6 protein-coding genes are annotated in these 16,801 nt (G+C 52.5%); 1 reads left to right on the top strand and 5 read right to left on the bottom strand.

What is annotated here, in order from left to right; all coding sequences use genetic code 11:
* Positions 1-18: 18 nt before the first annotated feature.
* Together HMPREF9442_RS05675 and HMPREF9442_RS05670 are read right to left on the bottom strand one after the other, a co-directional pair.
* The gene (locus HMPREF9442_RS05675) at positions 19-2,874 is read right to left on the bottom strand and encodes a DUF8487 domain-containing protein (protein WP_008626331.1); all 2,856 of its coding nucleotides are present in this window, start codon (positions 2,872-2,874) and stop codon (positions 19-21) included.
* Between the two features lie 80 nt (positions 2,875-2,954).
* Positions 2,955-5,312 carry a glycoside hydrolase family 2 TIM barrel-domain containing protein gene (locus HMPREF9442_RS05670; protein ID WP_008626328.1) on the bottom strand — a complete coding sequence of 786 codons (2,358 nt, stop codon included), beginning with the start codon at positions 5,310-5,312 and terminating at the stop codon, positions 2,955-2,957.
* A 340-nt stretch (positions 5,313-5,652) separates the two neighbouring features.
* Here HMPREF9442_RS05670 and HMPREF9442_RS05665 point away from each other — a divergent pair, with 340 nt between their 5' ends.
* Positions 5,653-8,553, top strand: a complete 2,901-nt coding sequence (locus HMPREF9442_RS05665) for a family 43 glycosylhydrolase (RefSeq protein WP_008626326.1) — start codon at positions 5,653-5,655, stop codon at positions 8,551-8,553.
* A gap of 96 nt (positions 8,554-8,649) precedes the next feature.
* On the opposite strand, the gene HMPREF9442_RS05660 is transcribed toward HMPREF9442_RS05665, so the two are convergent.
* The 3 genes from HMPREF9442_RS05660 to HMPREF9442_RS05650 form a co-directional block, all read right to left on the bottom strand.
* Entirely contained in the window at positions 8,650-10,767 is a 2,118-nt protein-coding gene (locus HMPREF9442_RS05660; protein ID WP_008626325.1) for a hypothetical protein, read from the bottom strand.
* 75 nt (positions 10,768-10,842) lie between these two features.
* Positions 10,843-14,868, bottom strand: coding sequence for a glycoside hydrolase family 98 domain-containing protein (locus HMPREF9442_RS05655; protein ID WP_008626323.1), 4,026 nt, complete (start codon positions 14,866-14,868; stop codon positions 10,843-10,845).
* 33 nt (positions 14,869-14,901) lie between these two features.
* Entirely contained in the window at positions 14,902-16,782 is a 1,881-nt protein-coding gene (locus tag HMPREF9442_RS05650) for a sialate O-acetylesterase (protein ID WP_050795495.1), read from the bottom strand.
* Positions 16,783-16,801 lie beyond the last annotated feature (19 nt).

Raw genomic sequence — 16,801 nt, 5'->3', positions numbered from 1 at the left:
ACAGTCCCACAAACAATACTATTCAAAAGATATATTCCTCAACTCTTCCCGCTTTGTTTCCTCAGGCCTCATTTGGAGTAACCGAAGCAATTCACCGCTACTTACAGCGGTCTTCGGATTGAAATCACCGGATGCCATATAATCCAACATGCTGCGATACAACTGACGTACTTCAGGCTTGTCATCCACCGCCTCAAGATCCGACATGCACACCAGCAATTTCCCTTTCCCTACCGCCAGTTCGAATATCAGCCCCAACTTATGGTTCCGCTCGATATTGTCGATAACCTGTACGATGGGACGGTAGCCCTTCGGAAAAAGATCCAGAATCAAGGGATAACTCTGCTTCACAATAGGGAACCATTGCCAATTCGTATGGAAATCCGTAGGAAAGGAACGGAACAACGGATGGCTAGGGTCGGTCAGTAGCCCCATCGTCCCAGGAGAGACCGGTTTCCGGTTGTTGCGGCTGATGGTCTCAAACATCCTGTAATTCCAATAGTCGGTCTGGAACAACCCGCCTACCGTTTGGGAGGCATAGCGGTCCCGTTCGGGAAACCATAATACCTTCCCGCCGTTTTCCAATGCCGAAAGCACATGGCCGTCCAACCGTTTGACCACCGTGATGCCCGGATGGCTTTCTTCTGCGCTCCGGTTTTCGGGATAGAACCAAAGCGGATAAGTATTTTTATAGTCCGTACCTTCTATGGCCAGTTCCAGATCCAACCTCCTCGCCTTGCCGGCCACAGGAATCGGCTGCCGGATATCTCCGACCTCCAGCAATCCCCGTCCGGAAGAAACTATGGGGCACACGCCCTTCCCGGCAACGTGCCCTTGTTCGTCCCTCAACGTCCATGCCAATTCGGTTCCCTGCAAAGAACGTGCGCCATAATGGGCGACCTTCACCCGGGCCGTCAACGTCTCCCCCTCCGTCCAACAGAATTTTTCCGTCAGCAACAAGGGAACCACTTCATTGCAAAATCCCCTCCAACGCTCAGGTGAAACCAGTCCCTTGCTGTCCATAAAAGCATCCAAGATACCGACATAAGCCGAACCCTGCCCCGGATAATCCTGCAAATCCAACAACTGGAAGCCGGCCAGTCCCTCCGTGCGTAAGTCCATTTCGATGTCGGCCTTGTAAAGTTCGGCTGCCCACCGCCCGGAAGCGAGAAAGAAATCTTCCGCCTGTTCCGACATCCCGGCACGAGCTAGCCTGTCCCTGAAGACTTCCATATTATAAGGGTACAAGACACCCGTGTACTTGGCTATCTCGCGATAATCGGGATACACCTGAAACTGTCCCGTCTCATGGCTCACCACCGGAACGCCCGCCCGCGCCACGGCTTCGGAAAAGTCCATCGCCGTATTGGGATAGGTATGGTTGAGATACCCTCCGTCGTACGCATCGGCAAATGAAAACGAGCCACGGACATGCGTGTCGAGGCTCTGCGGCTTTTCACCTCCGATACGGCACGTCACCAAATAGTCCTCACCCGGAAGCTGCCCTTTGAAACCCAAGTAATTATTGGAACCGTAAGCATACAAATGCCGGTGGTCTGCCTGCCGGAAAGTATCGACCAAAGATTGCATGACTTCAAAATCTCCGGACAGTTCGTTGCCCAACGCAAACATGACGAAAGAAGCATGATGGCCGTATTCCTGCTGAATGCGCAAACCCTCTTCGCGCAGATACGAAATCAAACGGGTGTTGTCCTTCCCCATCCATCCCCAGAACGGCAGTTCGGCCTGCAAATATATTCCTTCGATGTCGGCGGCTTCAAAGCAGGCTTCGGGCGGACACCAGGAATGGAAACGATAGTGGTTGATACCATAGGATTTGGCCACCCGGAAATAATGCCGCCACGTCTCCACATCCATGGCCGTATGTCCTGTCAAAGGAAACACACAGGCGTCATGCTTTCCGCGCAGGAAAGTGGTCATACCGTTAATCGCGAAATGCTTTCCCTCCGCACAGAAGTCCCGTAAACCGAAATCGACGGATAGCCGGTCATACCCGGGCAGTTCGACCTCCAACCGGTACAGCGCAGGGTCGTACTCGCTCCACAACAAAGCTTCTTCGCCCAACGGGAAATCGAAGTCGTACTCTGCCTGCCCCTTCTCCAAACCAAACTCAAGCGGACGGACGCGATGCTCTTTCTCCGTGTTCCATGCCGTAGCGCGCACTTCCAACTGCATACGGTTCCGAATGTCTTCGGGCGAGGCCAGCCTCACTTTCAGCCGGACCGACTTTTTCTCCGCATCGGGATAAACCTGCACACCGGCCAAATGCAACGGTTCTTTCGCTTCCAGGAAAATGTCGCCGATGATACCGTTCCAATTCGTTTGTGTGGATTCCGTATAGGCATGGGAAGACCCGAGCAATTCCGGCGGCACGGACTCGCCATTGTCCACCCTGACGGCTATTTCATGCCGGCCGGGCGTGAGAAAACGGCAGAGGTCGTACACTTGGCGCACGGAAATGCCGTCCCGGCTTCCGGCTTCCTTGCCGTCCACCCACACGCGAGTGGGCTTCGTGCGTTCCAAAGTCAGTGTCACGACTTTATTTTTCCAACTTTCCGGTATGTCCACCACTTTCTTATACCAAGCCCTGCCCACATAAGTGTGCAACCGTGTGAGATAAGTGGTTTCGTCCGTCCTTGTGGGCCGGAATCCTTTTCGATTCGTGTCTGTCGTACCCGGAAGCATCACTTCCTCAGCAAACGGTGCTGTGGCAAAACCGCTTTCTTCCCCGTTTCCCCTGACATCCAACTTGAATGCCCATTTGCCTTGCAAGTCCATCCGTTGGCGTTGGGGAAACATCGCGCACGAAAAAAGCACGGCCCATACCCATGCACACATCCTTTTCTTCATCATGTCTTTTTAATGGTTTAGGTTTATCGTAAGGCAAAGGTAAGAAAATCCAAATTGTCCAGTTATATCCCACCCTGCACTTTTTACCGAAAACTCGGGATGTCGGATACGTAATCCTTAGGTAAGGCTTCCGAAGTCAGCTCTACCCACACAGGTTCATCCCATCCTTCCACGTCGAAGCGTAAACGGATTGTCCCTACCTTCCGGGTAGACTGCACAATGGCCATGGCACGCCCGAAATACGTCTTGTCTTCATGGGAAGTGAAAGGAGTCTTACGCCGCAAGTCACTGCTGATGAATCCCACTAAACGGCCCTCGCCCTCAATGGAGGCTTTCACCCGGCGGTCTGCATGCTGCACGAGCGTTCCGTCTTGGTCCAACAACTCCACCTGCACATAACTCAAATCTTGCCCGTCGGCCATCAATTTTCCACGGTCGACTATGGCTTTCAACCTCACGGCATCACCTGCCGTACGTATTTCATGCACAGCCACCGTATCCGTCCCGTTAATGCCTTTAGCCACAAGCGTCCCACGCCGGTAAGGCAGGCACCACGTTATCGTATGGTTCGGGTAATCCGTCGTCCGGCGTACGCCCATCTCGTTGCCGTTGTGGAACAGAGCCACACGCTCGCAGTTGGTCGTGGTGTTTACTTCGATGACCAAACCCTCGTAAGCTCGGGGGAAATTCCATATCGCCGCCATGTTCGGCCATTGCCAAAGGTCACGCCCGTGGTCGATGTCGAGCGCATTGTCTCGTACGGCGATACGCACCATCGGTTCGTCGTTCCACATCGCCCGATGGAAAGCCGCACGCGGCTTTTCCACCATGCAAATATCGAAAAGTCCCGCAGGCCAACCGTGGCTCGGCCAACCGGCTTCACCGATGTAGTCCGTACCGGTCCAAAGGAAACCGCCCGCGATAAAATCGTTCTCGGCAATGATGTTCCACGGATTGTTCGTGTCGTAACTACGGATATTCCCTTCCGCCCCGCAGTAATAAGGCAACTCCTCCGTCACTAAAAAGCGACGCTCGGGAAACTTCTTATGGTCGGAAAGCATACGTGCCTCCAGATAATTGTAGCCCACGACGTCGGTCACTCCGGAAAACTTCTCGTTATGGCGGTTCTGTGCCGCAAGGCAAACCTGCCGCGACGGTTCGAACCCGTGCACGAAGTCCTGCAACATAGCCGCCCGTCGGCATCCCGTATCTGACCCGTCCCATGCTTCCTGCAATTCATTGCCGATGCTCCATAATACGACACAGGGATGGTTGCGGTCGCGCACCAGCATGTTCTTCAAGTCCTCCTGCCACCACGCATCGAAATACTGCGCATAATAGCCGGACTTCCACTTGTCGAACGCCTCGTCAATAACCACAAACCCCATGCGGTCGCAAAGGTCAAGGAACTCCGGCGACGGTTGGTTGTGGCTGCACCGGATGGCATTCACTCCGTACTCCTTGCAAATCTCCAATTTGCGTTCCATGGAACGCAAAGGCAGAGCCGTACCTAAAGAGGCATCGTCTTGGTGCAAACAGAAACCTTTCAACTTCAACGGCTTCCCGTTGAGCAGGAAACCACGGTCGGAAGTGAACTCGCACGTACGCACGCCGAATACCGTTTCGTAAGTATCGACCAGTTTGCGCCCGTCATATACCGAGGTATGCAAAGTATAAAGATAAGGATGTTCCGTGTCCCACAACTGCGGACGGGGGATTTCGAGCGTATGCTCTGTGTCAGCCGTCTGCCCGGCAGCCACTTGCAAGGCTTGCTTGCCGGATTGCACGACTGTGCGCCCCTCTCCGTCCGTAATCTGTTGGCGGACGGACAAAGTCTTGGTACGCTCCGCCTCGTTCGCCACCGACGTGCGGACACGAACCTCCGCCCGTTCCACCGTCACCACCGGAGTCGTGACGTAAGTCCCGTAGGAGGGCACATGCACCTCGGCTGTTTTCACCAACCAAGCATGGCGGTAAATCCCCGCACCGGTGTACCAACGTGCCACGCTGTCGTGTTCCAACGGATTGTTTACCCGGACAGCCAACACGTTTTCGGCTCCATAATTTAAATAAGGTGTGAGATCGTACTCCTGATAACAGAAACCGTAGGGGCGGAATCCCAAATGCTGCCCGTTCACATACACGTCGCTACGGCTGTATATGCCGTCGAACAACACGGCGATACGCCTTCCTTTGTCCTTTTTGTCCACCCGGAACGTCTTCCGGTACCAACCGATACCGCCGGGCAAATGCCCGTTGCTTCCGCTCAACTTCGGATCGAAATTCAGCGAAATGCTCCAGTCGTGCGGCAACTGTACGTCCTGCCATCCGGCTTCCGACACTTGCATACCGGCGTTTGCCCGGTCGTCGGCATTCAGGATGAACTTCCAATCGAAATCAAAATTCTCTTTTTCCCTCACACGATCGCGGGCTACGGCCATGCATGGCCAAACCACCGCTAACGCCAGTATCCACCGGCTCCACGCTTTCTTCTTCATCATACGTTTTCAAGTTTTTCATGATTCTCGCAGCAAAGTTAGGAAAATCCCAAGCAAGGGGCTTTATCGCATGTTACCAATCTTTGCCCTGAAAAAGTTTTTTCAAGGTCTATGTTACATACGCAAAAATATATGTTATACAAAAGAAAAGGATGTTACTTGTACGAAAGTATCCGCTATTGGAGCGAAAATGCGACAGGCTGAAAATACGTAACTTTGCTTGTCATCAAGAAAAACAGATGAACCATGGGACTTACCCTGCAAACTTTAAAACCAAAAACACATGAAAAGAACGATTACCCTCTTGTATGCAACGGCCCTCACGGGATGCATACCGCTTTGCGCACAGCGTACGGCCAACGTAAACCTCGACTCCGAAACGAGATACCAAAAAATAGACGGATTCGGAGGCTGCGGAATGAACGGACAATGGGCTGACGTCTACACCCAAGAACAAGTGGACCGGTTGTGGGGACCGGACGGAATGGGCTATAACATCATGCGTATCCGTATCAACCCCGACGAAAGTAACTGGAAGAGTTACGTGAACGCTGTCAAATGGGCCAAGGCACACGGTGCCATCGTTTTTGCCAGCCCGTGGACACCTCCCTTCTGTTTCAAGGTCGGTGCCGAACAGACGTGGGGAGAATCCTCTAACCACGGACATATCAATACGGACAGCATCGACTCATACGCCCGATGGTTGGAACGCTACCGCCAGTTCATGGAAGACCAGGGAGCGGCCATAGACATCCTATCCGTCCAAAACGAAAGCGACTACGACCCGGAAGGATACGAAGGCTGCCTCTACACCGTCGACGAAATGACCCGCATGGTAACCGCCCTGCACCAACACCTTTCCCCGGAATGCAAGGTCATGGCACCGGAATGCTTCGGATGGGACAGCCACAAATACAACCAGGAATTGGTAAAATCGGCTGCCATGCGCAACAGTATCGACATCTGGGGCAACCATATTTACGGCGTAAACGACATGACCTACGTGGACTACGTGCGCAGCCTGACGAAGCGCCCCATGTGGATGACCGAATATATTTTCGACGAAGACAAGGTGGGCACATGGGAAAGTGCCTGCGATTTCCAGGAACAGATAGACAGTTGCATGCGGGCCGGTTTCAGTGCCTATGTTTACTACAATATGATAAACCACATGTTCGGCGACGGGAAAGGAGGTGGCAACGCTTCGGAATTAAGTACTTTCGCCTACGTGCTAGGGCATTATGCCCGATATGCAACCGGAATGACGCGCATCAAATCCTCATTCTCCGACAAAGGAAAAACTCCGGTCAACGGTTCGGCATACGTCAGTGAGAACGGCGACACCCTCAGTCTGTTCGTCCTCAACCGCTCTTCCGAACCAGTAAAGTTGAAAGCAAACCTCCCGTTTGAAAGCCGGCAGGTATACGCCGTTCTGACGAACGCCACGCGCAACCGCTTCGTGCAAGACGTAAGCACACAATATGCGGGAACGGCCTCACCGGAAATCGACCTACTCGGAAACGCTTTCTATACCCTGCAATTTATCCGGACGGAAGCAGAGACACCCGAACCGAGTGAACCTACCGTCATGGAAGCCTACAAGAAAACAACCGAGGTGAACCCGCTCAACCCCTACCGTTTCTGTGCCGACCCGACATCCGTCGAATATGAAGGGCGCCTCTATGTGTACGGAACGAACGACCAACAGGAATTCGACGCGACAGGAGGCCTGACCTCCAACACTTACGGAAAGATCCGTTCCTTGGTCATGATGTCTACGGAGGATTTGGTCAACTGGACTTACCACGGCACCATAGATATGACGACCGTCTGCGGGCAATGGCTGAACGCTTCGTGGGCACCTTCAATCGTCTCCCGTGAAGAAGCCGACGGGAAAACCCATTTCTATCTATATTTCTCCAATAGCGGAGGAGGCGTAGGCGTCATTACCTCCACTTCTCCTCTGGGGCCATGGACCGACCCGCTCGGCAAAAACCTCATTTCCGGCAGCACACCCGGACTCGGCCTTTGCAGTACACCTTTCGACCCGGGTGTCGTCATCGACAACGACGGTACGGGGTGGTTGGCCTTCGGCGGCGGAAACCCGAACGCGGAAGGAACGGAACTCATGCCGGGCAATGCCCGTATCGTACGCCTCGGTAAGGACATGATTTCGCTTGACAGTGACATCATGCCGATTCCTGCGCCTTATCATTTCGAAGCCAACGAACTGAACGTGATGGGCGGAAAACTGGTCTATTCCTATTGTACCAGTTGGCGCGAACGTACGAACTGGCCTTCATACGGCGGTATCTCTGAAGCTCCTTCGGCATGCAGTATATGTTACATGACGACCGACACGCCCCTTGCCCCGGACAGTTGGACCTACAAAGGAGAATACTTCGCCAACCCCGGCACATTCGGCTACCCGTACGGTAACAACCATTCACACCTGCAAAAATTCAGTAATGCTTATTACCTTCTTTACCACACGCAAGGATTGGAACAACAAATGGCCATCAACGGAGGTTACCGTAGCATAGCCATGAACAGATTACCCGTAGTGGAACGCTCGCAACGCATCAATGCCGTGACGGCTTCTCCGACCGGCGTTATGCAACTCACGGCCAAACGTGTAGACCCGTTCATCCTCCAACAAGCGGAAAACTTGTGCACGGCAGCCGGAGTGAGTGCCGAAAGCTACGAGAAAACAGGCAATACCCGTATCACTATCCCACAATCCGGAGGTTGGACCATGGTAAAAGGTGTCATGTTCGGCACAGAGGGCATCAAAAAGTTCACGGCAAACCTGCAAGGGGAAGGCACGTTGGAAATCCGTCTAAACGACATAGAAGCCGAACCCGTGGTCACCCTCGACTTCTCCACACCGGAGGCCACAGAAGTATCCGTCGACTGTCCCACACCTATTACCGGATCGCATGACGTGTATTTCCTTTTCACGGAAACACGGGGCGAAGTGAAGTTCGACACATGGCAGTTTGCCGGGAAAGGTTCCGATGCCATCACAAATACCGAAATGGAAGACAGAACTCCCGTACGGTATGAATATTACCACCCCAACGGTATGCGTCTTACAGAACAACCCGCCACAGGCATGTATATCCGTAAGACGTATTACAGTGACGGAAGCGTGAAAACCGACAAGAAACTCTCCGAACATTAAAAAAGGAATGCAGATGCAAAAATAACGGGTGCGTTTGTAACGCACCCGTTATTTTTACAACCCAAAAACCGGAAACAGTATCTGGAAACAAGTTTCTTATTTACTCCCCATTACCACAAAAGAACGGGAGAATACCACCTTGTAGGTCTTGACCAGTCCCTGATAGTCGAACGTCACCACAGCAGTCTCTGCATCCGGACGAGCCTGCTTGACTTCTACTTTCACGTCCTTATTATCGGAAGATGCCGACACCTTAGGCAAACGGGCAGTCTCGGAAGGAAGCACGTATACCACTTCATACGTCCCGTAGCCGGTTATGCCATTGGCATTGGTGGAACGTACCGGAGTCTTAGGCAATTCAATAGCCTTCCCGTCCACCGATATGCTGACAGAAGGTACGACCGGACGGGCTATCTTCTTCCCGACCGAACTGAATCCCAACCCTGTCAAGTCGAAAAGTTCCTCTCCACTGCCTCCTTCTGCCACCAAATAAATAGCATGCTTCCGACCCAGTCCGTCCACATGGGCCGAGACATCCACAGTAAACTGTGTGACTTCCTGCGCCGAACCGGCTGGTACCTGGATTTCTCCTATCTTCTTGCCTTTCCACGTAGCGTTGTCCCAAGGACCATCCATCCATACGTTTACTTTGAAAGCTTTGGACGTTCTTGGGGTCAGGAAAAGATTGAAAGCCGTCTGGTTTCCTTTCTTCGTCCCCTCAAAGGCTTTCAAACCCAACTGGTCCTTTTTCAAACCTCCGAAACCAAAATATTTATATCCGATGATATTTCCGTTTTTCACACCGGCAATCGGGGCATGGTTGTCCCAAATGTCCCAAGCATCTTGCTGAAGACGTATATCCGACAAGTAACAGGCGATACCGGCAGAATAGTATTGGTAAGGGTCAAGCCCGAAAATGTGGAAACCTTCCGACGTGACTTCCGCCCCTTTGTATTCGTTACCTTGTTTGTCCTTGGCCGTCCACACATGGTTCTTGGCATACGGGTCGTAAGCCCGGATGGAGACTTTGCCTCCCTTGGCTACCGGCTTCTCATCCCATTCCACCTGAATGGGGGCTACCATGGCCTGACGCGCAAAACCGAATCCACGCGGCGGACGGTGGTAGAACACGTACCATTGTCCGTTAATTTGCTCAATACTCCCATGCGTATTGTGCCCGGCATTGGTGGTCTGCAAACGTGAACCGTCTTCGTTCAGCACCGGAGCACGGGAATCCACCAAGACCCCACCGCTCTTCCAAGGTCCCAACGGGCTATCCCCATAAGCATAACGCAAAGTGGAATTGGAATTTCCTATGCCGTAATCAGGGCCGGAATATCCGCTATATATCGTCACATATTTGTTTCCCACCTTACGAATGGAAGAAGCCTCGAAGAAGTTGAAAGCCTTGGGATCCTGCCCTTCAAAAAGGCAAGGATATTCAGTACCTTCCGGATCACGGACACCTCCCTGCGGAGTACCGGCAGGCATGAAATACGGAATCACCTCCGTACCCGGCCGCACGGAATACATCGTATTTGGGTCAAGCTGTGCTGCCGACGAACGTTGGAAGCCCCAATAACCGTATGCACGAAAGCCGATTTCGTAGTCGGGGTCTTTCGGGTCGGTGATTTGCTCCACATAAATAGACGGGTCGAAACCCAAGATGCTGCCCGGTAAAGTCTTGGTGCCGTCGGCATTCAAATTTATAGGTTTGAAAGGCCCGTCGGGACGGTCGCTCTTAGTCACCATCGCTTCCCGGTTACGCCCACGGCTGTGCGGATACAGGTAGTATTCTTTCTTTCCATCCCGGCGGCGTACTTCCACCAAGTCAGGCGCATACATCACGTCCCACTGTCCTTCAATGGGATAAGTAAAGATAGGGCCTTCGTCACGCCAACTGGACAAATCCTCTACCGGTGCCGACCACATCCGGATGTCCGGCCCGCAATAACTGTTCATCCGCAAATCGTGGGAACCAATGATGTAAGCGCGGTATTTCCCGGGATTGTCCGGATCTTCAAACACGCGCGGCTCACCATCGGGCAAATGTTCCCACAACGGCAAATAAGGGTTTCCCGCCCCATGAAACACATACTCCTGTGCATCCGGTTGCCCGAACGCATCCACACCTACGGTCAAAGAACAGCATGCGGCAGCACACCACAATGCCACCCAATGGCCTCTTCCCAAAATCATTTTCTTTTTTTCCATTGATTTTATCTTGTTTAATATCTGGAAAGAAAACGGCTAAACATTCTGTTTAGTACCGTTTCTTTCCAGAAAAATTCATCGTTTCAATATCTTATCCACCTTGACTGTGCCATCCGACAGGTAACTGCGGCGAATGATTACTCCTGTCATGCTATCGCCCGGAAGTATCCTACGGCCAGACAAGTCGAAGAACTCTTCGCGCTCCACCGTTGCCGTAGTTTCCTCGGCCGAGTAAATTCCGTTCTCCACACCCTCGTCATACGTAATTCCCTCGAACGATATGTCATCTATGAGGAAATTACCTTGGGATGCGGCCAAGCCCCATACATATTGTGTGGCTCCCTGTTGGAATTCACCACCTTCATCCGTGGTGGAAGTCCCCAGATGCCAGGTTTCCCCGTCGGTAGAGTACTCTATTTTCAAAGTGACCTTGGAAGAACCCGAAACCGAAGCACGGTACCAAATACTTTTGCCCAAAGCCGCCTGCAAGGATACGCTCGCGCTGTTGAACATGTTCAATTGCTTGGAAGACGTGGACTTGTAAATGCGGAAATCGGTAACCGTACCGTGGTTGTACACATTCATATAATAACCGGCCATGATACCCAGAGTATAACCTTGGTTGGCGTTCCCTATCGTGAGCGTATCACCGCGAAGAACCACTCCGTTCTTGTAATCGCCAGATGAAGTCACGACCTGCCGCCACGTCACGCTGTAATCCGTACTTTTGCGTGTAAACCGCTCCAAATCCAACACTCCGGTGCCGTTCGCACTCGGTGCCGTGTAGACCCGTAACATCTTGCTCGTACGGTTCTCCGAATCTGTATAGTTCGACACGCCTGCCGTACAAAGGTTGCCCACGCCACGGGTAATCCCCTCTGCCGGTGGGTTGGAAGCCCCGGAAGAAACGGCATCATCCTCGAAATCATAATACGTGGCATAATTGGCAGGGGTCACGCTCCCTTTCAGGTTCACCTTTCGTTCTTCCATATAAGAAGTAGCGATGGTCATCACATCCTCGTAGTCATCCACAGCCATCTCCGGTTTCAGACGGACGAATACACGCACGGCACCTTGCTCATTGGTCAAGCGGTTGGACTCAACAACCAGTGCGCCGGTATATTCACCCAAGGAGTCGAGCGAAAGCCCAAAGGCATTGCCTGCCAAAGAAATCTTCACATCACCCAACAAATCCGTTCCGCTGATTTCCAAACTGCGGATGACCGCATTCGTTCCACCATAAGTCATGTTTATGTCCTCCAAATCCGTCTGTGACATCGTAAGCCCGGTATTATGGAAACGGATGTCGTCTACCGTCATGGCTGCTTCCCAACAAAGACGTGTTTCACCGCATGAGAACGTGGCATCCTCCGCTGACAGCATATTCTGCCATTGTACCCCGTCTACAGAACCGTCAAAGTATAATTTCCCATCAAGCAGCGTGGCACGGTAGTATGCCATCCCCTCGGCCTTGTCTCCCTCGGCTAAAGTTTTGCCCACACGCAAAGTCCCGTCTTCGTCTTCTTCCATCACAACGAGCGATACTTTACCACCTTGCACGCGGAACAGATAACCGCCACGGAGCAACATGCCTGCATCGCCTTCCAACTGGTGCCATGACACGCTATAATCCACGGCATCACGTGGGAACAAATCCAACAAGGCCTGCCCCATTCCGTCCGTACCGGCAGCATAGGCATGCAATGCCTGATTGTCTTCGATGGCGACCACGCCGGCTTCGCCTCCCATCAGGGTCATCATTTCAGCCGCCGGGTCTGTAGCAGACGTGCCCGGTTTGTCATCTTCAAAATCGTAAACATAAGCATTAGCACGATTTATCTTGATACAATCCACCAATACGTTTACAGGCGTTGAAACAAACTTCAATTCCACTTCGTTCTCCCCGGCCTCCAACTCTGCCTCGACAGATGTCTCTGCCCAAACACCATTGGTGGCACGCATCGTCAGAGATTTTCGTTTTCCATTTACAATCAAATACATACGTGCACTACCATTCGGAACCTGATAACGGACGCTTATGGTATAAGTTCCATTCCGAAGCACTCTTACCGTGTCACGGATGGAAGCCGAACGGTTCGTGCCCATTTCCACGAACCCTTGGCCTTGGTAGCCCGGATAGCCATTATAATAACCGTTAGTATGGCAAGCCCCGATATTCTTGTAATCGAAAAATTCGGCTTCATACTGCAACGTGCCGGTATATACGGACGGACGCTCGGGTACTTCTACCCGTGCCGGTGTCCATTCCGTCAGACGTCCGGTGGCTTTTCCCTTACACTCGATGCTCAGTTCCACCGGACCATTATGGCCTACTACCAATGTCAGCACACCGTCTTCCCATGTCTGTTTCACTTCGCTGGCACGATGGTCGGCACGGTCATACCACTTCACAACTGGTTCCTCCGTGGCACCATAGATGCGTACCGTGTCCTCCACGTTTTCAGCTTCTACCAGATTGTTATCATCGCTCAGGCGGTAATTGCTCATGTAGAGCGCCACACTATCCGGATATTCTTTCATCACAGCCATGGCGTATGGCGAAAAGTCCAAAGAGATGCTGTCTGCCGTATTATACAAGAAAGGAATGACTCCTGAAGCACGACGTTTGGAAATATAACGCGTACGCACTCCGTTCGTCGTTTGGTCCTCATATTGATAGGGGTTGTAGGTCATCCAAGTATTTTCCGCATGGGCTGCATAAATGTCACCTGTGTATTCCTGTGGGAAAAGTCGGTTGAGTTCTTCCACCTTGGCAGCTATGTCCGGCCAACGAGTATCATATTCCGAAACCTTCACCACTTGAAGTTTCTTAGCCGTATCGTCCAACAAATCATATACCTGCGGTATCGTAGGGTAGCGACCAGAAGTTTTCATCCACCATTTGTTCTCCAACCATGAATTACCGTCCATACGGTCACGGTCGCAATCCGGACGGTACAGCCCGTCAAACAGAGTGGCCGGAGTCAGGTAACTGTCAAAAGTCCCGTCGTTCACATCATTTTGCAGACAGATTTTCGTCCGGTCGATGACTTCTTCACGGGTAAGGATGCGTACCGTACCGTCCAGAATCTTACGGAACTCGTCCATCTGGATATTGACAAACTGCGGGAACCAATCCCAATTACGGCGGGTATAACCATCGGGGGTCACAGAAGTACTCACTTCACGGGACACATCCGTCCAAATCAATTCAGGGCCGTCGATGACCGTCTGCCCCGTCAGCATCACGTGCTCCATGATAGGAATTGCACCTGCCGCTTTCACGAAAGGATACAAGTCCCCATCGTTTTCCGTTGCCGGATTACCATCATCGGGCGACCATCCGCAATCATCGAAACGGATGCCATAATTCCCGGCATAACCTCCTAAGAAAGCTCCAAGGCAATTACTCTCTATTTCATAGAACCCATGTTGCATCGTGTATTTCTCACAACAGATAAAGTGTTCGGGATGTTCCGTCAACAAACGGTTCACTTCCGGATTTCGTTTCATATAGGCAATGGGCAACATGTCGGCCGAATAGTAGGCCTGCGTGAAGCTCACCACCAAATAGCCGCCATAGCGATGGCAAATCTTCAAGATGTCGCCGAACAACGAAAGACGCTCCAAGAAAGAAGGAGTCCCGTCTTCACCGAATCCCCAAAACTGCTCGGCGAAGTTCCAACCGAGGAAGTTGGGATATTGGCGGAAATAATCCTCGTATACAGAAAGGTCATGATCGGAAAAACGGCTATGGCCTCCACTGGCACATTGCACCATGGCCCACGCACGCTTCTGTGCACATGCCTTCAGCCAAGAACCGGCCACGGCATAACCGTCCGCGCAGACGTTGTCGGAAGCCGACAAGGATATATTGAACACCACGTAAGGAAGAATGTCTTCCGGTACCATCTCGATGATACGCTCGGGGTCGGGATAGTTCCACGTGTCGATATGCACCAACAACATGGGCCGCTCCGGCGAGATAGGCCGTCGCAAGGGTGCATCGGCCTTGGCTTCCACCAAGCCTGCCCCAACCATCAAGACAAACGAAACGCCCGCCAAGAACGCCCGTTTGCATTTCAAATAAAATTGTTTCATAAAAGTAATTGTTTGATTTTTAATTATAATGATTTACCAATTATCCGTACGGAAAGGAGAAGCCAAAAGCCCGTCCTTGTTACATAAGTTCGCCTCTTCGGGGTTGTTGCTCCAAGCATAACGCACGGCCACGGGATGTTCTACCTCCGGACTGCTCACCACCACCTTGCCGCCTTTGATTACGGCATCTGCCCATACGAACTTACGGTCTTCACCCGCAATGGCAAAATGCTTCAGCCTTCCGCCCCGGCACGACAATCCCCGTCCGGCATCGTCGAATGAAAGGATAATGCGGTTGCCTTTCGTCTCCAGACCTTTATATATAGGCCCCGAGGCCGCCACCTTTTCGCCATACACGATTTTGCGTGCCCCAAGGAACAACCGCCGGGCCACCGTTTTCTTGTCCAAAGGATGGATGTCGTTCCATTCCCCGGCATCGTATGTCACGGCCAAAGCCGTATGGGGAACGTTTCGGGATACTTGGAACTGTGCCTCGCGCAGGCGTGCCCACCCGCTGTCGGAAGGCTTGTCTTGCTTTGCCATATAGTTAGGCAACTGCACCAAGAGGAAAGGCATCTCCGGCCACCCCCATGTCTCGCGCCAGTCCGCTATCAGGGAAGTCAGCAACGGGGCATACTCTCCTGCCCGTCCCGCATTATTCTCTCCTTGGTACCATATCGCTGCCTTCACTTTCCAGTTACGCACAGGGTAAATCATGCCATTGTACAATCCGGAACCGGCATGCCTCAGGTTGGCCAGACGTTGCTCGTAAGGTTCTGCCTCGGCACGGTCGAATCCGACCTTGTATTTCCACACCCCGGACAATTCCACTTCGTCGTCATCCCCCTTCAACTTATACACCTTGTCACGCACGATTTCTCCATTGCCGTTCAATGCCGTCAGCTTCAGGGTCACGTTGTTCACACCTTCCACCAATACGCCTGCCGGAACATCATACTTGCGCGGCGGTCCGAAATACGCCGTCGTACCTACGAAAGTGCCGTTCACGAACACCGAGTCACAATCGGACATGCGCCCCATATAGAGTTTCGCATGCCGTCCCACCATGGAAGACGGAAGACGGAAGTTCTTCCTGTACCATACGCTTCCCTTTACCCGGATACCCGTCTCGCGCCAAGTGCCCGGCACGTCCACTGAGTCCCAAGCGGAATCGTCGAAATCCCTCCGGTTCCATTTCCCGGTACCCTTGTCGCGCTTGGCTTCGGCTGCGGCCTCTAATGCCTCGCGGTCTACCCGCAGCTTGGGGAAGTCCTTCAGATATTCCTGGCTGATCCAAGATTCTATGTCCGTCCCCCCCTTGCTGGAAACTAACATGCCCACCGGCACTTTATAGCGGTTGTACACTTCCGTGGCAAAGAAATAAGCCAAAGAAGTCCAGTTCATCACTTCGGAAGCCGTAGCCGAATGCCATACCCCACTTCCGGCCAGATTCTCCTTCACGCCTCTCACGTCGTCCTGATAAGGCACTTTGAAATGGCGGATCATGTGATTGTTCGACACCGGTATTTCAGGAAATTTCTCCACCAACCGTTCTATCGGATTCTCTTGGTTCGATTGTCCCCCGCACAAGAAAACGTCTCCCACGAGCACGTCACGTATCACTTTCTCGTTCACCTCCATGAGGAAAGGACCTCCCGGCTGTTGCGGAGGCAGCAGCACGTGCCATCGCCCTTGGCCGTCAGCCTCGGTATAATAATGCGCCCCCCGGAAACGTACTGTCACCTTCTCGCCCGGATCGGCCCATCCCCATATTTTCAAATCCGTCCCGCGCTGGAGTACCATGCGGTCACCTACCAGACTGGGCAGTTTTATTACAGCCCCGGCTTCATTGCCGACACAGGACATCCCCCCAAAAAGCAAGCCGAGACATAGCCGCCTTGCCACTTTTCCCATCTCCATTTTTATTTTATCT

It is taken from the genome of Paraprevotella xylaniphila YIT 11841 (assembly GCF_000205165.1).
Taxonomy (GTDB): Bacteria; Bacteroidota; Bacteroidia; order Bacteroidales; family Bacteroidaceae; genus Paraprevotella; species Paraprevotella xylaniphila.
The sequence above is the reverse complement of the archived record's forward strand: the minus strand, read 5'-3'. Positions and strand labels throughout refer to the sequence as shown.